General features: G+C 64.3%; 18 protein-coding genes. 7 read left to right on the top strand and 11 right to left on the bottom strand.

Annotated elements, in window-relative coordinates:
- Window positions 1–316: 316 nt before the first annotated feature.
- From NKI46_RS07350 to NKI46_RS07335, 4 genes are all read right to left on the bottom strand, one after another.
- Window positions 317–1120 (bottom strand): ATP-binding cassette domain-containing protein, encoded by an 804-nt coding sequence (locus tag NKI46_RS07350; RefSeq protein WP_023672094.1) that lies wholly within the window; start codon window positions 1118–1120, stop codon window positions 317–319.
- Window positions 1121–1127: 7 nt separating this feature from the next.
- Window positions 1128–1904 carry an ABC transporter permease subunit gene (locus NKI46_RS07345; RefSeq protein ID WP_023672093.1) on the bottom strand — a complete coding sequence of 259 codons (777 nt, stop codon included), beginning with the start codon at window positions 1902–1904 and terminating at the stop codon, window positions 1128–1130.
- Window positions 1901–3070 (bottom strand): FMNH2-dependent alkanesulfonate monooxygenase, encoded by a 1170-nt coding sequence (gene ssuD, locus NKI46_RS07340; RefSeq protein ID WP_023726730.1) that lies wholly within the window; start codon window positions 3068–3070, stop codon window positions 1901–1903. The genes NKI46_RS07345 and ssuD overlap by 4 nt, the downstream gene beginning before the upstream one ends.
- Window positions 3071–3139: 69 nt before the next feature.
- Window positions 3140–4093 carry a sulfonate ABC transporter substrate-binding protein gene (locus NKI46_RS07335; protein ID WP_023710329.1) on the bottom strand — a complete coding sequence of 318 codons (954 nt, stop codon included), beginning with the start codon at window positions 4091–4093 and terminating at the stop codon, window positions 3140–3142.
- A 286-nt stretch (window positions 4094–4379) separates the two neighbouring features.
- Between NKI46_RS07335 and NKI46_RS07330 the strand changes: the two genes are divergently transcribed.
- Complete coding sequence (locus NKI46_RS07330; protein ID WP_023710330.1) at window positions 4380–4667, top strand: GIY-YIG nuclease family protein; 288 nt, start codon at window positions 4380–4382, stop codon at window positions 4665–4667.
- Window positions 4668–4803: 136 nt separating this feature from the next.
- Here NKI46_RS07330 and NKI46_RS07325 read toward each other — a convergent pair whose 3' ends face one another.
- The 4 genes from NKI46_RS07325 to tauA form a co-directional block, all read right to left on the bottom strand.
- Window positions 4804–4986 (bottom strand): hypothetical protein, encoded by a 183-nt coding sequence (locus tag NKI46_RS07325; protein ID WP_023672089.1) that lies wholly within the window; start codon window positions 4984–4986, stop codon window positions 4804–4806.
- An 80-nt stretch (window positions 4987–5066) separates the two neighbouring features.
- Entirely contained in the window at window positions 5067–5927 is an 861-nt protein-coding gene (locus NKI46_RS07320; protein WP_023702434.1) for an ABC transporter permease subunit, read from the bottom strand.
- Window positions 5924–6715: a taurine ABC transporter ATP-binding protein gene (locus NKI46_RS07315; RefSeq protein WP_023710331.1), complete on the bottom strand. Its 792-nt coding sequence runs from the start codon at window positions 6713–6715 to the stop codon at window positions 5924–5926. The genes NKI46_RS07320 and NKI46_RS07315 overlap by 4 nt, the downstream gene beginning before the upstream one ends.
- Window positions 6716–6867: 152 nt before the next feature.
- Window positions 6868–7881 carry a taurine ABC transporter substrate-binding protein gene (gene tauA, locus NKI46_RS07310; protein WP_023710332.1) on the bottom strand — a complete coding sequence of 338 codons (1014 nt, stop codon included), beginning with the start codon at window positions 7879–7881 and terminating at the stop codon, window positions 6868–6870.
- Window positions 7882–8113: 232 nt separating this feature from the next.
- Between tauA and NKI46_RS07305 the strand changes: the two genes are divergently transcribed.
- From NKI46_RS07305 to NKI46_RS07280, 6 genes are all read left to right on the top strand, one after another.
- Window positions 8114–8275 carry a hypothetical protein gene (locus NKI46_RS07305; RefSeq protein ID WP_023740227.1) on the top strand — a complete coding sequence of 54 codons (162 nt, stop codon included), beginning with the start codon at window positions 8114–8116 and terminating at the stop codon, window positions 8273–8275.
- Between the two features lie 416 nt (window positions 8276–8691).
- Window positions 8692–9168: an RrF2 family transcriptional regulator gene (locus tag NKI46_RS07300; RefSeq protein WP_023692934.1), complete on the top strand. Its 477-nt coding sequence runs from the start codon at window positions 8692–8694 to the stop codon at window positions 9166–9168.
- 16 nt (window positions 9169–9184) lie between these two features.
- Window positions 9185–10552 (top strand): FAD/NAD(P)-binding protein, encoded by a 1368-nt coding sequence (locus NKI46_RS07295; RefSeq protein WP_023672083.1) that lies wholly within the window; start codon window positions 9185–9187, stop codon window positions 10550–10552.
- A gap of 227 nt (window positions 10553–10779) precedes the next feature.
- The gene (locus tag NKI46_RS07290) at window positions 10780–12213 is read left to right on the top strand and encodes a pyridoxal-phosphate dependent enzyme (RefSeq protein ID WP_352460966.1); all 1434 of its coding nucleotides are present in this window, start codon (window positions 10780–10782) and stop codon (window positions 12211–12213) included.
- A complete protein-coding gene (locus NKI46_RS07285) occupies window positions 12210–13391 on the top strand; it encodes a trans-sulfuration enzyme family protein (protein ID WP_023698084.1) in 1182 nt (393 codons plus the stop codon). Before NKI46_RS07290 ends, NKI46_RS07285 begins: the two co-directional genes overlap by 4 nt.
- A 132-nt stretch (window positions 13392–13523) precedes the next feature.
- Complete coding sequence (locus tag NKI46_RS07280; protein ID WP_196814852.1) at window positions 13524–13715, top strand: hypothetical protein; 192 nt, start codon at window positions 13524–13526, stop codon at window positions 13713–13715.
- A gap of 39 nt (window positions 13716–13754) precedes the next feature.
- Here the strand turns inward: NKI46_RS07280 and NKI46_RS07275 are convergent, their stop codons facing one another.
- The 3 genes from NKI46_RS07275 to NKI46_RS07265 form a co-directional block, all read right to left on the bottom strand.
- The gene (locus tag NKI46_RS07275; protein WP_023672079.1) at window positions 13755–14060 is read right to left on the bottom strand and encodes a UBP-type zinc finger domain-containing protein; all 306 of its coding nucleotides are present in this window, start codon (window positions 14058–14060) and stop codon (window positions 13755–13757) included.
- Entirely contained in the window at window positions 14060–15727 is a 1668-nt protein-coding gene (locus tag NKI46_RS07270) for an FAD-dependent oxidoreductase (protein ID WP_023740229.1), read from the bottom strand. The genes NKI46_RS07275 and NKI46_RS07270 overlap by 1 nt, the downstream gene beginning before the upstream one ends.
- A gap of 233 nt (window positions 15728–15960) precedes the next feature.
- The gene (locus tag NKI46_RS07265; protein WP_352745496.1) at window positions 15961–19152 is read right to left on the bottom strand and encodes an amino acid permease; all 3192 of its coding nucleotides are present in this window, start codon (window positions 19150–19152) and stop codon (window positions 15961–15963) included.
- Between the last annotated feature and the right edge of the window lie 162 nt (window positions 19153–19314).

The raw sequence follows: 19314 nt of genomic DNA, 5'->3' as shown, positions 1-19314 counted from the left end.
CGCGCATTGCGCGCCTTGCGCCCAAGGGTCCCCCCCCGTCTAGCTTCGCTCGACACCTCTCCCCCGATCGACGGGGGAGAGGAAAGGCGCGAGCCTTGCAGGGGCGCGAACTTATGCGGCCTGGCTCCCCACCTCTCCCTCCGGAGGGGGGAGAGGTGGCGCCGCGAAGCGGTGACGGAGTGGGGGAAGGCGCTGGTCAAACCCGCAGTCGCAAACAGGGCCAACCCGGCGAGCAAGAAAACAGCCACCCCATATTGCCGGTCCATTCTGTTACCTATCTATCCGGTTCGGATAGAATGCCCTGCCCGCGACAGCACTACCCGAACAGCTGATCCAGAATCCTGCCCTCCAGCCTGGCAAGCTCGACCGAACCACGCCGGCGCGGCCGCGCCACCGACACGTCGAGATCGAGCGCGATGCGGCCCTCGTCGATCACCACCACCCGGTCGGCGAGCGCAACCGCCTCGGCGACGTCATGCGTGACCAGCACGGCGGTGAATTTTTGCTCCAGCCAGATACGTTCCAGAAGCTGCTGCATTTCGATGCGGGTCAGCGCATCGAGCGCGCCGAGCGGCTCGTCGAGCGCCAGGATCCGAGGCTGTCCGATCAGTGCACGCGCCAGCGCCACGCGCTGCTTCTGGCCGCCCGACAGCACCGAGGGCCATTCGTCGGCGCGGTCGGCGAGGCCGACTTCACCCAGGATGGCGAGCGCGCGCCGCCTGGCTTCCGCACCGGTGGCAAGCCCGGTCAGCCCGACCTCGACGTTTTTCACCACGCTGGCCCAGGGCAACAGCCGCGGCTCCTGGAACATGAAGCGGCTCTCTTCGCCAGCGCCGGCCTTGGCTTCCGGCCCGAATGTCAGCGATCCTGCCGTCGGCCGGTCGAGCCCGGCCAGCAGCCGCAAAAGCGTGCTCTTGCCGCAGCCGCTCTTGCCGATGACGGCAACGAACTGCCCGACCGGCACGTCGAGATCGATGCAGTCGAGCACGACCTTGTCGCCAAAGCGCTTTTCCATGCCCTTGAAGGCAAAGGCGCGCTGCCTTTCGACGGCCTCCTCCGGCCGTGACGGTTCCGGCGCGGCGACGAAGGAACGGATGGCGGTCAGGCTGGCGGTTGGCATCGAACCCTCAGGCGTTCTGGAAGGCGGGATGCCAGCCGAGCGACAGCCGCTCGAGCAGGCGGGCGAAGCTGTCGGCAAGCTTGCCGAGCAGCGCATAGATCAGGATCGACAGCACGACCACATCGATCAGCAGGAATTCGCGTGCCTGCATGGCCATGTAGCCGAGGCCGGAACTGGCCGAGATGGTTTCGGCAACGATCAGCGTCAGCCACATGATGCCCAGCGCATAGCGCAGGCCGACGAAGATCGCCGGCAGCGCGCCGGGCAGGATCACCTGAAAAAACAACGCGCGGCGGTCCATGCCGTAGACCCGGCCCATCTCGACCAGCTGCGGGTCGACGCTCTGGATGCCGAGCAGCGTGTTGACGTAGATCGGGAAGAACACGCCGAGCGCCACCAGGAACAGTTTTGCTTCCTCGTCGATGCCGAACCACAGGATGACCAGCGGGATCAGCGCCAGATGCGGGATGTTGCGGATCATCTGCAGCGTCGTGTCGGTCAGGCCGCGGCTGAGCGCCGACAGCCCGTTGGCAAGGCCGAGTGCAAAGCCGATCGAGCCGCCGATGGCAAAGCCGGCCAGCGCACGCAGCGTGCTGACGCCGATGTTTTCGATCAGCTCGCCCGACAGCGTCAGCCGCCAGAAGGCCTCGGCCACCGCGCTCGGCGCCGGCAGCACATTGGCCGGCATCACGCCGGCGCGGCTGGCGGCTTCCCAGCCAATTATGACCAGCGCCGGCAGCAGCCAGCCGATGCCGTTCTGTTTGACGCGCCGGGCAAAACTCACGACGAGGCCTGCAGGCGGTTGGCGCCGTGGAAGCCGACGGCGAATTCATTGGCGATGTTCTCATGCGCCCGTGCCCGCCTGGTGCCCAGGCCGAGACGCGGGAACAGAAGCTCGGCGACGCGGTAGGCTTCCTCGAGATGCGGGTACCCAGAGCCGATGATGGTGTCGATGCCGATCGCCTGATACTCGCGGATGCGCTCGACGATCTGCTCCGGCGAGCCGACCAGCGCGGTGCCGGCGCCGCCGCGCACCAGGCCGACGCCGGCCCACAGATTGGGTGACACCACCAGCCGGTCGCGGCGGCCGCCATGCAGTTCGGCCATGCGCCGCTGTCCCACAGAGTCCATCTCCCTGGTGAAGCGGGCCTGGGCATTTTCGATCTGGGCATCGGTGACGTGGCTGATCAGCCGGTCGGCGGCGCGCCAGGCCTCTTCCTCGGTCTCGCGCACGATGAAATGCAGCCTGATGCCGAAACGCAGTTTGCGGCCGCGCCGTTCAGCCTTGTTGCGCGCCGCGCTGAGTTTTTCCGCCACCTGCGCCGGCGGCTCGCCCCAGGTCAGGTACATGTCGACGAGATCGGCGGCGAGCTCCTGGCCGGCATCGGACGAGCCGCCGAAATAGAGCGGCGGCCGCTCCTGTTGCGGCAGAAGATCAAGACGGCCATTGTCGACGCGGTAATATTTGCCGTTGAAGTTGACGCTCTCGCCCGACACCAGCGCGCGCCAGATGGTCAGAAACTCTTGCGCCTGCGCATAGCGCTCGTCATGCGGCAGGAACACGCCATCGCCGGCAAGCTCGGTCGGGTTGCCGCCGACCACGACATTGAGCAGCAGGCGGCCATTGCTCAGCCGGTCGAGCGCCGCCGTCTGGCGCGCCGCGAAGGTGGGCAACGTCACGCCGGGCCGTAGCGCCACCAGGAATTTGAGCTTTTCCGTCAGCGCTGCAAGGCCGGAGGCGGTGATCCACGAATCCTCGCAATTCTGCCCGGTCGGCAAAAGCACGCCGGGAAAGCCGAGCCGGTCGACGGCCTGTGCGATCTCCTTGAAGTAAGCGAACTCCGGCGGCCGCTGCTGCTGTTCGGAGCCGAGATAGGAGCCGTCGCCATGCGTCGGGATGAACCAGAAGAAATCGAGCGGGCCGGCTTGCGGGCTTGATGAAGCGGTCATGGCGAAATCCCTGAGGCTTGAAACGGCAAAGGCGCCGGGCGTTTTCCGCCCGGCGCCACACAAGAAAGTTCAATTGCCCGGTGCGGTCCACACGGCGTCGGAGATGCGCACCGCGTTCGGGATCAGCTTGAGCTTGTAGAAGCGATCGGCTGTCGCCTGCTGGCCGGCGATGATCTCGTCGGTGATCGGGAAGATGCCGAATTTGGTGCGGTTGGCCGCGATCGTCTGTGCATCGAGCGGCACGCCGGTCACCTCATGCAGCGCCGCGGCAACCTTGTCGCGGTTCGCGTCCGCCCATTTCGCCGCCACGCCGAGCGCCGCTATCGTCGTGGTGATCGTCTCCGGATGCGCCTTGGCGAAATCCTTGTTGGCGAGGAAATAGGTGTTCACCTTGAGCACCTCGCTGGAGCGCGCCAGCACGCGCGGCTGGTAGCGTGTCTCGGCGATGGCGTAGAACGGATCCCAGACCGCCCAGGCATCGATCTGGTCGCTGGCGAAAGCCGCCGAGGCATCAGCCGGGCTGAGATAGACCGGGGTGATCTGGTCGAAGGGGATGTTTGCTTTTTCGAGTGCCGCGACCAGCAGATTGTGCGCGCTGGTGCCTTTGCCGACGCCGATGCGCTTTCCCTTGAGGTCAGCGAGCGACTGGATCGGCGATGCCGGCTTGACGAAGATCGCTTCGCCGTCGCCATTGGCTGGCAGTGCCGCCGCATAGACGATGTTGGCGCCGGCCGACTGGCCGAAGATCGGCGGTGCGTCGCCGGTCCAGCCGACATCGATGGCGCCGACATTGAGCGCCTCGACCAGCGGCGGGCCGGCGGTGAATTCGACCCATTTCACCACGACACCCTTGTCGCTCAGCGCCTTCTCGATCACCTGCTGCTGCCGGGCGATGACCGGCAGGCCGGTCTTCTGATAGCCGATGTTGAGCTGCTTCAACTCCTGCGCCGAGGCACTGAGCGAGGCGGAAATGCCCGCCGCCAACAGGCCGATGCCGAAAACGCGTCTGGTCAGGCTGAACATGATCCGTCTTCCTTCGCTGCGAACCGGCGCCGGGAAGGGCTCCCTGCCGTGGATGAGAGACAAGGCTAGGTAGGTCTATAAATTTAGTAGAGAAACGATTTTGCGAGTTGGCTGCTTGACGTGGAAATATTTTCTTCAGAACCCAGCGCTCGTCATCCTAGGGCGAAGCAAGGAGCGAAGCGACGCGGCGCAGACCCTAGGATCCATGCCGTGACGTTTGCCGTAGAGTGGAACGGATCAGAATGTCGCTTGTGCGCGGACCGAGGCTCGATACCCTGAAAAAACCATGACCGGCTACGTCTACATGACTGCAAGCCAAAAACGCGGCACGATCTACATCGGCGTCACCAACGATCTCGCCCGCCGCATGCCTGAACACAAATCCGGCCAGGGCGCAGGCTTCACCAGCCGCTACGGTGTTCAACGGCTGGTCTGGTATGAGGAATTCTTCGACATCACCGATGCCATTCAACGCGAGAAGTCGCTGAAGCGATGGCCGAGACAGTGGAAGATCGAACTGATAGAGAAGGCCAATCCGGAGTGGTTTGAGCTGTTTCGCGGAACCGGGTGGTAGGCGCCCGGTTTGTTGCTCCCCTGGAGCGTAGCATCAGCGTCTCGGCATGGATCCTAGGGTCTGCGCCGCGTCGCTTCGCTCCTTGCTTCGCCCTAGGATGACGAAATCGCGAAGGCTGGCGCTAATCACCATCACCTCACTGCGACCAATACTGCCAGGCCCAGTAAAATCCCTCGTCGCGTGGCGGCAGGCGGTCGCGTTCGGCGTCGAGTTGCACCGGGGCCGGCGATTTCGGTTGCGGCTGCGACGACGAGTTCTCCCGCCAGGCGAGCAGCCAGTTGCCGAGATGGGCGAACAGCACCGCGGTGGACTGGGTCATGACATCACTCCTTCTGTTCCGGGGTCGGCGGTCGCCGTGCTGCGAAGGGAAGCAGCCGGTCAAACCGGCAGAACTTGTTGTCATTCCTTTCCCGCCCACGGAACCAGCTGACGCTCGATTCGGCGGATAATGAATTCCAGCACGAAGGCTATTGTCGCGATCACCACTATTCCCATCACCACGACATCGGTGACCAGGAACTGGGCGGCCGACTGGATCATGAAGCCGAGGCCGCGCGTTGCCGCCACCAGCTCGGCTGCAACCAGCGTCGACCAGCCGGCGCCGAGCGCGATGCGCAGGCCGGTGAGGATCGACGGCAGCGCGCTGGGCAGGATGACATGGCGCACCACTTGGCGCTGCGTCGCACCAAGCGAACGGGCCGCATCGATGCGCTCCTTTGAGACACCGCGCACGCCCGAGGCCGTCGACAGCGCCACCGGCGCCAGCATGGCGATTGCGATCACCAGGATCTTTGACGGCTCGCCGATGCCGAACCAGATGATGACCAGCGGCAGATAGGCGAGCGGCGGGATCGGGCGCAAAAATTCGAGCAGCGGATCGAAGATGCCGCGCCCAATGGTGCTGATGCCTATGGCGAGACCGACGGGCACGCCGACGATGATGGCCGCGACCAGCGCCGCGAACACGCGGCCGAGGCTGGCGACGATGTGCTGGAGCAAAGTCGCGTCGACGAAGCCGTCCTTGATCACCACGATGAACTTGGTCCACACGGCGGCGGGCGACGGCAGGAACACCGGCGACACCAGTTGCAGGCGCGCAGACAGCGCCCATGCCGCCAGCACGGCCAGGATGGTGACGGCGCTGATCGCCCGCGAGGAAACCCCGCGCCGCTTCCGCACCGGCCGCGACCACGGCACCGAAATGGCATCGGCCTCGCCGGTCCCGGTGGCCGGCCGCTCGCTGTAGGAGGTTACGCTCATGCCGCCTCTCCTTCGAAGATCGCATCGGTCAGCTCGCCGCGCGCCGCGGCAAAGGCTGGATCGGCCTTGATGGCGCGGATCGGCTCGCCTGCGGCATAGCGCCGGCTGAAGCCGGTTTCGAATGTCCGCACCACATGGCCAGGTCCCGGCGCGAGCACGACGATGCTTGTGGCCAGCACCAGCGCCTCCTCGATGCCATGCGTGACCATCAGCACGCCAACCCGGCTTGCGGTCCACAGGTCGAGCAGCGTCGTCTGCATGCGCTCGCGCGTCAGCGCATCGAGCGCGCCGAGCGGTTCGTCGAGCAGCAGGAATTCCGGTTCGGCGGCAAGCGCACGGGCGAGGCCGACGCGCTGGCGCATGCCGCCGGACAATTCCCAGATGCGTTTGTCGCCGACGCTGTCGAGCTTGACCAGCGCCAGCAACTGGTCGGCGCGGCGCGCCCGCTCGGCTTGCGGCACGCCGCGTAGCCTGAGCGCAAAGGCGACGTTTTCACGAGCCGTCAGCCAGGGAAACAGCGCATCGTTCTGGAACACGACCGCCCGGTCGGAGCCTGGGCCGGTGATCGGCCTGCCGCCGATCGTGGCGACTCCGCGCGCGGGCTCGACCAGGCCGGCGGCGACATTGAGCAGCGAGGTCTTGCCGCAGCCGGAGCGGCCGACCAGCACGACGAAATCACCCTTGGCGACATCGATGGAAACTCGGTCGACCGCCGGCGCTGCTTGGCCGTCATAGTGAACCGAGACCTTGTCGAGTACGAGATGCGGGTCGAGTACGAGATGCGGCATGAAAAGGGGCTCCGGAAGAAAATCAGCCTGCCCCGGCCCGGTTAAGCGGATCCGGGACAGGCAGCACGCGGCGTCAGGGAAGAAGAACCGCGCGTGGCACTAGAGCGCCGCGTGCCGCTGGGGCACGAAAAGGACGCTCTAAAACTCAGCTGTCAGTTCGAGGCCAGAGCCTCGGTCACGTATTTCGACGACACGTATTTCGAATAGTCGGGCAGCACGGCGTCGATCTTGCCCTGCTCCTTGAGGAAGGCCGAGGCTGCCTCGATCGCCTTGACCGTGCCGCCGCCGAGGAATTTGTCGGAAGCCTGCTCTTCCAATGTCGGGAAGACGTAACCCTTGAGGAGCTGCGGCACCTCTTCCAGTTTGGCGCCGGTGATCTTGGCGATCTTGGCCGCTTCCGGCGACGAAACCGACCATGCCTCGGGCTTGGCCAGGAACTGGGCATAGGATTCGCCGGTCACCTTGACGAAATCGCGCACGGCGTCCGGGTTCTTTTCGGCGAAGTCGGTGCGCACGATCCAGGCGTCAAAGGTCGGCGCGCCCCAGGCGGCAACCTGCGAGGAATCCAGCACCACCTTGCCTGTCGTCTTGATCTGGCCGAGCGCCGGATCCCAGACATAGGCCGCGTCTATGTCGCCGCGAGCGAACGCGGCGGCTATTTCCGGTGGCCTGAGATTAAGGATTTCGACCGACTTCGGGTCGACGTTTTCGTGCTTCAGCGCGGCAAGCAGGCTGTAATGCGTGGTCGACACGAACGGCACCGCCACCTTCTTGCCGGCGAGGTCGGCGATCTTCTCGATGCCGGATCCATTGCGGGCGACCAGCGCCTCGGACTGGCCGATCAGGCCGACGACAAAGATGGTCTGGATCGGCAGTTCGCGGCTGGCGGCCGCGGCCAGCGGACTCGAGCCGACATAGCCGATATCGACCGAACCGGATGCAACGGCGGCGATGACATCGGCGCCCGAATCGAATTTGCGCCAGTCGATCGTGGCCTTGGTCGCCTTTTCATAGGCGCCGTCGGCCTGCGCTACTTTGGAAGGTTCGACCACCGTCTGGTAGCCGATGGTGATGTTGAGGTCCTGCGCCTGGGCCGGGCCGAGGAAGGCCGCACCCGCCAAAGCTGCCGACGACAGGAGGACAATGCGTCGCGAAATGCTGGACATGAAAGGCTCCATGAAAAATGAGAAAAACCGGATGCCTGTTCATAGTCAGCTAATTCTATCATTCTTGTAGAGTTAAATCCTTCCAAGCAAGAAGCACTTGTTAGAAAAAAACCACCGGCTGATGCGGGCGCGGTGACCGGCCCGTGTCGAACCGTGCGCAAACGCAAACGGCGCCCGAAAGGTGCTGAAGAGTTGGTGGTCCTGCCAACCCTGGCTACGGAAGAGGCCTGATTTGGTGCTCGGCGCGCCGCTTGCGGCCTGCCGCAGGATCGATGTCGAGCCGTTGAGCCTCACCGACTTCCGCAGCGACGGCCACCGCTGGATGCTGCGCTCAAGCGGCGTGCCGGTGGCCGCCAAGGCCGCCCGGTCTCAGAGCGACAACGCGGCGTCCTGATATCGGGCGCAGGGCGGCGCCCGAGTTGTCGGGAGTCATGTTTCGCCGATCCGCGGGCTGCGACCCAAAATTCCTGGCAAAGCCCCAAATGGCGCAAATCCATGCTGTAAAAGACGGTTGATTTGAAAACACGTTCCGCGTGTTCGACGGCAAGTATAGTAATCTTATCGACATTGGGAGCAGGAGCCGCCGCTCATCGCCGCTATCGCTCGCGGCTGGCTGTGACCTTAACGGCACAAAGCCTTGCCAAAGTGGCCCCTGCGGCGTGAAAACGAAGCAAAATCAAGGTTTCTCGGCTTGTATATCATGTCAGTAGAATTTATGTGTCGAAGCAGCTTGCACGCGGCGGGGAGGCACGTCAGGCGTTTCGCAACCGATGGTTTTGGGCCATCGCCTGACAGAGAAACATTCGGTCTATGCTCACCAAAAAAGGCAAGTACGGCCTCAAGGCGCTGGTCCATCTGGCGCAACTGCCGACGGGACAGCTCGCCTTTGTCGGCGACATCGCCAGCGGCAACAACATTCCGAAGAAATTCCTCGACGCCATTCTGGGCGAATTGCGCAATGCCGGTTTCGTCCAGAGCCGCAAGGGCAAGGATGGCGGCTATCGCTTGGCGCGCCCGGCCGACGAGATCAAGGTCGGCCATGTCGTGCGCGTCCTCGACGGACCGCTGGCGCCCATCCCCTGCGCCAGCCGCACTCAGTATCAGCGCTGTGAAGACTGCAATGAGGCGACATGCCAAGTCCGACATCTGATGCTCGAGGTCCGGCAGGCGATCGCCGAGGTGCTCGACCAGCGCACGCTGGCCGAGATGCGCGACATCGTCCTCGACGACCTTCCGGTCGCGAGGGACATCGACGAGCTTGCGCCGGCGCAAAAGGTCCCCGCCTGATCCTGAGCGTGCTCGCATGAGCGTCGCGCGCGCCAATTCGATCATCCGCAGCTCGATCATCATCGTCGGTGGCGGCGCCAGCGGCGTCGTGTTGGCCGCGCATCTGCTGAAGTCGCCCAACCCGGACCTTCGCGTCACGCTGATCGAAAAGCGTCCGCATTTCGGCCAGGGCATCGCCTATTCGACGCTCTTATCGGCGCACGTGCTGAATGTCAGCGCCGCGGGGATGAGCGCCTATGCCGACGATCCCCTGAATTTCTGGCGCTGGTTGCAGGGGCGCGGCCTGATAAGCCAGGAACAGACGCCGCAGACACCCTTCTATGCACCGCGCAGCGTCTATGCCCGCTACCTCAAGGAAGTGCTCGACGAGCTCGAAGCGCGCGAAAAGGAAACCGGCCGTCTCAGGCTGATTCGCGAGGAAAGCCTGTCGATCTCGCCGACATCGTCCGGCGTCGAAGTTGTGCTGGCCAACGGCACCAGCGTCGTCGCGCATCTGGCGGTGCTTGCCACCGGCCATGACGAGCAGCCCGGCGCCGGCCAAGGGCACGCAATCCGCATGGGCACCGAGGCCGACACCGCGCTCGATCCTGAAGCCCGCGTGCTGGTGCTGGGCACCGGGCTCAGCATGGTCGATGCCTTTCTGTCGCTCGAGCAGCGCGGCCATCGCGGCGAGATCGTCGCCGTGTCGCGGCGCGGCCTGCTGCCGTCGCCCCACCGCAAGGGCAACCCGATCAAGCTCGACGTCGCCGACATTCCGCTCGGCACGCAGCTCTCCTATTTCGTCGGCTGGTTCCGCGACCTGATCCGCGAAAACCAGAAGGCCGGCATCGACTGGCGCGACGTCGTCGATGGGCTGCGACCCTTCAACCAGAAGATCTGGCAGAACTGGCCGTCCTCGGCCAAGCGCCGCTTCGTCGAGCACACCAAGGCCTGGTGGGACATCCATCGCCATCGGCTGGCGCCCGAGGTGCATGCCCGCGTCACCGAGGCGGTGCGCACCGGCCGCATCCGCCCGGTCGCCGGCCGTGTCGTCGGCATCGAGGCTGGCGATGGATTCACCGTCGGCATCCAGTCTCGCCACACAAAGGCGCTGGAAACGCTGCAGGTCGCCCGCATCTATGATTGCACCGGCATCGCCCGCGACATCTCGACGACGTCGAACAGCGTCGTGCGCTCGCTGGTCGACCGCGGCCTGGCGCGGCCCGACCCGCTGCGGCTTGGCCTCGATGTAACGGCCAAGTGCGAAATCATCGCCGGCGACGGCACCGCATCGGCCAAGATCCTCGCCGTCGGGCCGCTGACCCGCGGCACCTTCTTCGAGATCGACGCCATCCCCGACATCCGCGTGCAATGCGCTAGGCTGAGCAAGCAGCTGCTAGGGTAAAGCTGTTGACGTCGGCGGGATAGCACGCCCCTCAGAGGGGGGTGGGAAGGATCGCTACGGAGGGTGTTGGGCTTGAGTCCAAAGCCGGCCTAAAACTGGAATTCCATTCCCCCTCTCGCCGGTTGATTGGCACGATCTACCTTCTTTCCGACTGCAAACGGCCGGAAAAGAAGCTACGCTGCCGCTCTGCCCCCGAGGCGGTCGCTTGTTCAAGGGAGCACATCGATATGAGCGAGCACGGAATAGCTGCGCCAGGCAGTTCGGACGGCGCGTTATCCCGCCTGCGTCCGCCCTACGCCTCGGTGCTCGACCTCATCGGCCAGACGCCGGTGGTCGAACTGACCAAATTCGACACCGGCAAGTGCCGGCTGTTCATCAAGCTGGAAAGCCAGAATCCAGGCGGCTCGATCAAGGACCGCATTGCGCTGTCGATGATTGCCGCGGCCGAGAAGGAAGGCAAGCTCAAGCGCGGCGGCACCATCGTCGAGGCGACCGCCGGGAATACCGGCCTCGGCCTCGCCCAGGTCGGCATCCCCAAGGGCTACCGCATCATCCTCGTCGTGCCCGACAAGATGTCGCGCGAAAAGATTCAGCATCTGCGCGCGCTCGGCGCCGAAGTGCGCATGACGCGCTCCGATGTCGGCAAGGGCCATGCCGAATATTACCAGGACATGGCCGAGAAGATCGCATCGGAAACGCCCGGCGCCTTCTACGCCAACCAGTTCGCCAACCCGGCCAACCCCGAGGCGCATGAGACCACCACCGGACCGGAAATCCTTGCCCAGCTCGACGGCGACCTCGACGCCGTGGTCGTCGGCGTCGGCTCCGGCGGCACGCTGACCGGGCTTGGCCGCTACTTCGCCAGAACATCGCCGAAGACCGAAATGGTGCTGGCCGATCCCGTCGGATCGGTGCTGGCGCCGCTGATCAAGACCGGCAAGATGGAAGAGGCCGGCAGCTGGACCGTCGAAGGCATCGGCGAGGATTTTGTGCCGCCCAATGCCGATCTGTCGCTGGTCAGGAAAGCCTATTCCATCCCAGACAAGCAGAGCATGCTGGCCGTGCGGGACCTGCTTTCGAAGGAAGGCATTCTCGCCGGCTCGTCTTCCGGCACGCTGCTGTCGGCCGCGCTTCGCTATTGCCGCGAGCAGACGACAGCAAAACGCGTCGTCACCTTCGTCTGCGACAGCGGCAACAAATATCTGTCCAAGGTGTTCGACGATTTCTGGCTGGCCGAGCAGGGGCTGGCCGAACAGGAACAGCATGGCGATCTGCGCGACCTCGTCATGCGCTCGCACCGCACCGGCGACACCGTTTATGTCGGCCCCGACGAAAGCCTGCTCAACGCCTATGGCCGCATGCGCCGCTCCGATGTCTCGCAGCTGCCGGTGCTGGACAATGGCAAGCTGGTCGGCATTATCGATGAGGGCGATATATTGGCCAAGGTCGACGGCCCCTATGAAGGCCGCTGGGACCGCTTCAACGCTCCGGTGCGCACCGCCATGACCTCCAATCTGCACACGCTGCAGGCCAGCCAGACGCTGGATGCGCTGCTGCCGGTGTTCGACCGCAACGAGGTCGCCATCATCTTCGATGGCGACGAGTTCGTCGGCCTGATAACCCGTATCGACCTGATCAACCATTTGAGGCGCGCACGATGACTGCTGAAACACCCCCATCGGGCAAGAACCGCCTGGCTTTTTCCACGCGCACCATCCATGGCGGCCAGAGCCATGACCCGCTTACCGGCGCGGTGATGGTGCCGATCTACGCGACCTCGACCTATGGCCAGCAGTCGCCCGGCGTGCACAAGGGGTTCGAGTACGCCCGCAGCCAAAACCCGACCCGCTTCGCCTTCGAGCGCGCGGTGGCCGATCTCGAAAGCGGCTCGGCCGCCTTTGCATTCGCGTCCGGCCTGGCGGCGATCTCGACCGTGCTCGAGCTGCTCGACAGCGGCGCCCATATCGTTGCAACCGACGACATCTATGGCGGCTCGTTCCGGCTGATGGAGCGGGTGCGCAAGCGCTCGGCCAATCTGCAGGTGAGTTTTGTGGACTTCACCGATCTGGCGGCGGTGGAAGCAGCGATTCGCCCGGAGACAAAACTGCTCTGGGTCGAAACTCCGACCAATCCGCTGCTGCGCATCGTCGACCTCGAAGGCGTTGCGGCACTCGCCAGGCGCAAGGGCGTATTGACGGTCGCCGACAACACGTTCTGCAGCCCCTACATCCAGCGGCCGCTGGAACTCGGCATCGACATCGTCGTGCACTCGACGACGAAATATCTCAACGGCCATTCCGACATGGTCGGCGGCGTCGCCATCGTCGGCGACAACAAGGACCTCGCCGCCCAGCTGAAATTCCTGCAGAACGCCATCGGAGCCATCTCCGGTCCCTTCGACAGTTTTCTCGCGCTGCGCGGCATCAAGACACTGGCGCTCAGGATGGAGCGGCATTCCACGAACGGCCTGAAGATTGCGCAGTGGCTGGAGGCGCGAAAAGATGTGCGCCGCGTCGTCTATCCCGGCCTGGCCAGCCATCCGCAGCACGCCATCGCCGTCCAACAGATGCATGCCTTCGGCGGCATGATCTCGGTCGACCTCGACCGCGACCTCGCCGGCACCAAACGCTTCCTGGAACGGACGCAACTGTTCACGCTGGCTGAAAGCCTCGGCGGCGTCGAAAGCCTGATCGAACACCCGGCGCTGATGACGCACGGCTCGATCCCGGCGGAAAAGCGCGCGGAAATCGGCATTTCGGATTCGCTGGTGCGGTTGTCGGCGGGGATAGAGGATGGCGATGATCTGATCGCCGACCTGGACCAGGCGCTGCGGGGGTAGGCGTACCGGATGCGTACCGATGACAATGAGGGGCGGCGCTGACCGTCGAGATTAAATCCCAATCCGCCGCGCGTTAACACATTCAGCAGCCTTTGCTTAACTCTTCGCCGCTATGTCCCGCCCCGGGGAGGCATGGCGAGAGTGAGTGTGATGGACAACAACCCGGAAAAGCGCAGCGAATGGCGCGCCATTTTTTATGTGCAGGCCCGCGTGGCCATCCTGTTTGTCCCGGTCGTCGCCAGCCTTCTGATCATTGCCGCTCTTGCCGGCAACGACCACAGTTCCGACGCCCTCGACCGCACGGTTACGGGCTCGGTGAAATAGCGGCACGGCCGTCGGCTTGCCTGCCCGGGAACGGCCGCCTCAGAAAAACTTCGGGATCGGGCCGTTCTGCGGCGTCACGTCGCCTTCCAGATCGATGAACGCCTCGTCGACAAAGCACCAGGCCCAGCCTTCCGGCGGGTCGTAGCCTTCGATGATCGGGTGCTTGGTGGCGTGGAAATGCTTGGTGGCGTGGCGGTTGGGCGAGTCGTCGCAGCAGCCGACATGGCCGCAGGTGCGGCAGAGCCTGAGATGCACCCACATCGAGCCGCTCTTCAGGCATTCCTCGCAGCCGAGCGCGCTCGGCGTCACCGTCTTGATGTCGCGCGTGTGTTTGCATTCATCCATTATGCTCTCCTGGCCAGTTCGGGCGCTGCTGCGTCGGGTCGCGCGAGATAGGCGTGCAAGGCAGCCACCACCTGGGCGCCTTCGCCGACGGCGGCGGCGACCCGCTTGACCGAGCCGGAGCGCACGTCGCCAATGGCGAACACGCCGCTGCGGCTGGTCTCCATCTGGCCCGCCCCTATGTCGGCGCCGGTGCGCACGAAGCCCCTGGCGTCGAGCGCGATATCGCACCCAGCCAGCCAATCGGTGTTGGGGTCGGCGCCGATGAACAGGAAGAGATGCTGGATCGGCCGCATCTCGACGCCGCCGGGGTTGCGCCAACGCAACTGGGTGAGATTGCCGCCTTCGCCTTCCAGCGCCTCGATCTCGGTCTCGCCAAGCACCTCGATGTTGGGTTGCGCCTCGATACGCTCGACCAGATAGCGCGACATGGTTTCCCTGAGGCCGCCGCGGCGCGCCAGCATCGTCACCTTGCGCACCTGGCTGGCGAGATAGACCGCCGCCTGCCCCGCCGAATTGCCGGCGCCGACCAGCGCCACTTCTTGCCCTGTGCATAGCCGCGCCTCGATCGGCGAGGCCCAGTAATGCACCGACGTGCCCTCGAACTCGGCCAGCTTGGCGATGTCGAGGCGGCGGTAGCGCGCGCCGCTGGCGATCACCACCGTGCGTGCGCGCAGGCTTTCACCGTCGCCGACGGTAAGCGTGTAGCCCTCGCCTGCTGCACCGAGCAGCTTGGCCTCGTCGGGGATGACTATTTCGACGCCGAATTTCTGCGCCTGGTTGTAGGCGCGCGCCATCAGCGCCATGCCGGAAATGCCGGTGGGGAAACCCAGATAGTTCTCGATGCGCGCGGAGGCGCCGGCCTGGCCGCCGAAGGCGCGGCAATCGAGCACGATGGTCGACAGCCCTTCGGATGCCGCATAGACCGCGGCCGCCAGCCCCGCCGGCCCGGCCCCGACAATGGCGACGTCATAGACCATGTCGGGATCGATCGGCCGCAGCAGGCCGATGCAGCGGGCAAGTTCGGTTTCGCCGGGATTGTGCATCAGCTTGCCGTTGGGGCAGAGCACGATCGGCAGATGGTGCGGGTCAACATGAAAATGCTCAATCAGCGTCTTGGCGCACGGGTCGCTGTCGGAATCGAGCGCGCGGTGCGGCTGGCCGCTGCGGCGCAGAAATCCCTGCAGCCGCAGCGTGTCGCCATTGCCGGCCGGGCCGATCACGACCGGCCCGCTCGAGCCGCTTTCCAGAAGCCCGACGCGGCGCAGGATCAGCGCCCGCATGATCCGCTCGCCAAGGCTTGCCTCCTGCACCAGCAGGTCGCGCAGCCGCTGCGAGGGGATGACGAAGGCCTCGACCGGCTCGGCCGCCTCCGCATTGACCAGCGACGGCCGGCTGGAAAGCTGCGCCAGCTCGCCGATGAAATTGCCGGGACCATGAGTGACGATGGTCTCGCGCCGGCCGGGCCTGGCATCCTGGGTGATATCGACCGTGCCCGACAGGATGACGATCAGCCCCGGCGCCACGGTGCCGGCGGTGACGATGTGCTCGCCGGCGGCATAGGAACTCGCCTCGCCGAACCGGCGCATGCGCTCGATATCGGCGTCGCCCAGGATGGGAAACATCTGGTCGCGGCGGGTGACGGTGATCGGCTGGGTGGGTGGGGCCATAGGTGCGAGCGTAGCGCCACGGCCGCCGGGTTTGAAGTGGTTTGTTGGGGGACTGGCCGGAAGGGGAGGTGGCTCCCGCGCCAGCTGGTTCGGAGCTTCGCATGGCCCCGCGCTGCAAGGCAAACAGCGCGCCGACCAGTGCGACCTTTATAAGGGCGAGCCCGAGCAGTACCGCCAGCAGTCCTCGCTCACCAGTATGCTGCAAGAGCAGCGCGCCGACGGTCGGCGCCGGGCTATCGCGTTACGCCAAGCGCCTGAGGTGCGGTGGTATCCTCGGGCTCCCCGAAGGCAGATCGTGGCGAAATCCCATTCGTCACATCTTTGTAGAGCGCTATCGGATGCGGGCGCCCCACCAGATATCCTTGGATTTCGGGACATCCTTCCTTCATCAGGAAGGCACGCTCGTCCTCTGTTTCGACACCCTCCGCGATGACAGGCAAGGTCAGCGCATTCCCCAGGCTGAGTATCGTGCGCACGATGGCCGCCGATTGGACATTCGAACCGACACCCGAAACAAAACTGCGATCTATCTTGATCTTGTCGAATGGAAACGCCTGCAACGAGGACAGCGAGGCATATCCCGTGCCAAAATCATCCATCGAGACCCTGACGCCCAACGCCTTCAACCTCCGCAAAACCGACAAGGCAGTTGCCCGGTCGCGGATGAGAACCCCTTCCGTGATTTCCAGTTCCAGCCGCCCTGGAGCAAGGCCGGTCTCGTAGAGGATAGAGTGAACGAGGCCTACCAGGTCCCCGAAACGGAATTGCACGGGAGAGAGGTTCACGGCGATCTGCAGCGGTGAGGGCCAGGAGGCCGCGTCTCTGCACGCCTGCCTGAGCGTCCATTCACCTATCTCAACGATCGTGCCATCCTGTTCGGCAAGCGAGACAAACGCGTTTGGGGAGATGAGCCCATGCTTTGGATGGTGCCATCGGGCGAGTGCCTCGAAGCCGAAGATTTCGCCGTCCATCCTGGCTTGCGGCTGATAATGAAGCACAAGTTCGCCATGGGCGACCGCAGAGCGCAAATCTCGCTGCAAGGCGTAGCGCTCTCTTAGCCGCTTATCCATCTCAGGATCGAAGAATTGCACCATTCGACGACCGTCCGCCTTGGCCCGGTAGAGCGCTGCGTCGGCATTTGCCATCAGCGCCGCTGCATTCTCTCCGTCTTTCGGATAGATCGCCGCCCCGATGCTCACCCCGATCGAAATGTGCTGGCCCCGGATTTCGAATTTGCCTGCCGCCGATTCGAACAGACGGTCCGCAACGTCCTTGGCACTCGCGGACCGGTCATCCATGGCCAGGACAACCGTGAATTCGTCGCCACCCATGCGCGCGATAAAGGCCTCAGGCGCCGCGGTTTGGAGACGCCGGGAAATGGTGCAAAGCAGATCGTCGCCGGCGGCGTGCCCGAAAACGTCGTTCGCCTCTTTAAAATGGTCAAGGTCGATGCTGAAGACGGCAAAGCTGGCGTGCGTTGCTTTTGCGCGCTCGAGCGTCGTGGCCAGGTGTGCTGCAAGCGCGGCTCGGTTCGCCAGGCCGGTAAGCGGATCGTGGTGCGCGAGATGCGCGATTTCCTCGTGCCGTGCCATCAGTTCGGTGCGCGCTACGTTCATGTTCTCGCGCGCGTCGTCCAGGCCGTGGGCGGCTTCCCTCACCTTGTCCTGGAGCAGGTTGAAGCTTTCGGCCATCTCTCCAAGTTCGTCACGAGAGTTTACCGTAACCGGCATGATATTCACGGAGGCATGCGCCGCAGCGAGGTCTCCCCGCCCCAGGGCGACCATGGCGAGAGAGAAATCCTTCAGCGTTCCGGATGTCAGACGCTTTGCCGCGTTGCTCACCTCGGTCGCCGAATGGGTGATCATTCCCGGCAAGATCAGGCCAACGCTGATGGTCAGCAGCGCGACAACGACAAAAATGTCCTCCAGCGCGGCTACCAATGAAGTGTCGCCTTGGGGAACGCTGCCGATCGCCAGGAAATAGCCGGCACCGTCAAGCACGAGCACAAAAAGCATGGCTCCGGTAAGCTTCAGGTGAAGCGTATGTGGCAGCAAGGGTAGACCGAGTGCGTATCGATCCTCCATAGCGCGCCAGGCGTAGAGCGCAGCACCCGAATATGCCAAAGCCAGACCGAACAGGACGGTAGGAAGGCCAAATTGCTGAAATCCCAGTATGGCGGTCAACAGCCATATTGCAGCCGCGCCTACGCCAAGGATGATCGTTCCCCTGGGAGCCCGGAAGGGTCGCTCGGCTTCGGGACTGTCACGGCGCAAGAGCCAGACTGCGATGTTTGGCATGCAGATGCTGATCAGGTACGTAAAATTGGCCGCGGCGATCATCCAGAGCGGATACCCGCACAGCATGAAGCCGATTGCCGCAGCAGCTGTGAGCAGCGTTGCCGCCCAGGGACAATCTGTTGAGGTGCGCCTGGCCAGGAAGCTCGGCAGCAGGCCGTCTTCGCTCAGCTGCGCAAGGGTCCGCGCGGCGCCTGCCAATGGCTGCAACGTTCCATGGAACATGTTCAGCATGATGAGCCAGATGGCGGCCGCCTTGCCGAAACTCCCCAACAAGGGCGCAAAGGTGGGCCCGAGAGCTATGGCGAGGTCGGTGCCTAGCGGCTCCGGCCCGAGCACACCCAGCCAGACAACCGGCAGGACCAGGAAATAGACGCCGGCCATTGCGGCGCTGGCCCACATCGCCAGAGGAATGTTGCGGTTGGGATCGATGGTTTCGCCAACATGGCAGGCTGCAGCCTCAAATGCCGGTGCGGCAAACCCGATCAGGTACAGTCCCGCCATCACCGACGTGATATCGCCGAACAGGCCGGTAAACGGGCTGGTCAGGGCAAAATCCGTCGCCTGCCGCCAGTCGACCGAGCCACTGATGACCGGGACGAGGGATGAGAGAAACGCAAGCGTCGCGGAGGCAGTGGCGATCGGGATCGCCAGTTGGACCACCCACTTGATTCCACACAGGTTGACCGCCGTAAAGAATGCGATGAGCCCGCAGGCGACCGCCTCCACGGGGAGGCCCGGCAGGTACCATTGCTGTATTGCAGACGCTGAAAGAACCGCTGTCAGTCCGCAGGTCGGCACCCAACCCCACCAATAGCAGGTGCCCGTCAGAGCCGAGAGAACGGGACTGTAAGGTCGGAAGGCTTCGGCGCACGCTGCAGAGATACCGCCGACGCGGTTTGGCCACATGAGAACCAATTCGGTCCACGCAGGCGCGGCGGCCCAGCTTAGAAGCAGACCAACAACGAGCAAAGGAACCGCAGCGCTTCCTTGACCGGGAATATTCCCCTGGCCGACAAAAAGGGCGGCAATCAGAAACAGACTTTGATTGCTGCCACCCATGGCGAGCGCTGTCGTGCCCATCCATCCCAAGGTTCTCGGGTGCGGTCGTGAAGGCGTGAGGCCCGGCATTCAGAGACATCCATTCGAGTGCGGAGCGCTGTCTGACTGGCGAATGTAACCTGCGGAGATATGTCTGTCGAACGTCGCGCTCCCGAAGTCAAAGTTGGACCTTAGGTGAGACGTATTAAGACTTCGTACCAAACCAGATCCGCCCGATGATCGCTGTCAACT

This window comes from Mesorhizobium sp. M0615, assembly GCF_040320805.1.
In the GTDB taxonomy this organism is placed as follows: domain Bacteria; phylum Pseudomonadota; class Alphaproteobacteria; order Rhizobiales; family Rhizobiaceae; genus Mesorhizobium.
The sequence above is the reverse complement of the archived record's forward strand: the minus strand, read 5'-3'. Positions and strand labels throughout refer to the sequence as shown.

Coding starts and splice junctions, on each gene's coding strand:
- NKI46_RS07350 (WP_023672094.1), bottom strand. CDS start 1,120: ATGCCAACCGCCAGCCTGACCGCCATCCGTTCCTTCGTCGCCGCGCCG.
- ssuD (WP_023726730.1), bottom strand. CDS start 3,070: ATGACCGCTTCATCAAGCCCGCAAGCCGGCCCGCTCGATTTCTTCTGG.
- NKI46_RS07335 (WP_023710329.1), bottom strand. CDS start 4,093: ATGTTCAGCCTGACCAGACGCGTTTTCGGCATCGGCCTGTTGGCGGCG.
- NKI46_RS07330 (WP_023710330.1), top strand. CDS start 4,380: ATGACCGGCTACGTCTACATGACTGCAAGCCAAAAACGCGGCACGATC.
- NKI46_RS07325 (WP_023672089.1), bottom strand. CDS start 4,986: ATGACCCAGTCCACCGCGGTGCTGTTCGCCCATCTCGGCAACTGGCTG.
- NKI46_RS07320 (WP_023702434.1), bottom strand. CDS start 5,927: ATGAGCGTAACCTCCTACAGCGAGCGGCCGGCCACCGGGACCGGCGAG.
- NKI46_RS07315 (WP_023710331.1), bottom strand. CDS start 6,715: ATGCCGCATCTCGTACTCGACCCGCATCTCGTACTCGACAAGGTCTCG.
- tauA (WP_023710332.1), bottom strand. CDS start 7,881: ATGTCCAGCATTTCGCGACGCATTGTCCTCCTGTCGTCGGCAGCTTTG.
- NKI46_RS07300 (WP_023692934.1), top strand. CDS start 8,692: ATGCTCACCAAAAAAGGCAAGTACGGCCTCAAGGCGCTGGTCCATCTG.
- NKI46_RS07295 (WP_023672083.1), top strand. CDS start 9,185: ATGAGCGTCGCGCGCGCCAATTCGATCATCCGCAGCTCGATCATCATC.
- NKI46_RS07290 (WP_352460966.1), top strand. CDS start 10,780: ATGAGCGAGCACGGAATAGCTGCGCCAGGCAGTTCGGACGGCGCGTTA.
- NKI46_RS07285 (WP_023698084.1), top strand. CDS start 12,210: ATGACTGCTGAAACACCCCCATCGGGCAAGAACCGCCTGGCTTTTTCC.
- NKI46_RS07280 (WP_196814852.1), top strand. CDS start 13,524: ATGGCGAGAGTGAGTGTGATGGACAACAACCCGGAAAAGCGCAGCGAA.
- NKI46_RS07275 (WP_023672079.1), bottom strand. CDS start 14,060: ATGGATGAATGCAAACACACGCGCGACATCAAGACGGTGACGCCGAGC.
- NKI46_RS07270 (WP_023740229.1), bottom strand. CDS start 15,727: ATGGCCCCACCCACCCAGCCGATCACCGTCACCCGCCGCGACCAGATG.
- NKI46_RS07265 (WP_352745496.1), bottom strand. CDS start 19,152: ATGCCGGGCCTCACGCCTTCACGACCGCACCCGAGAACCTTGGGATGG.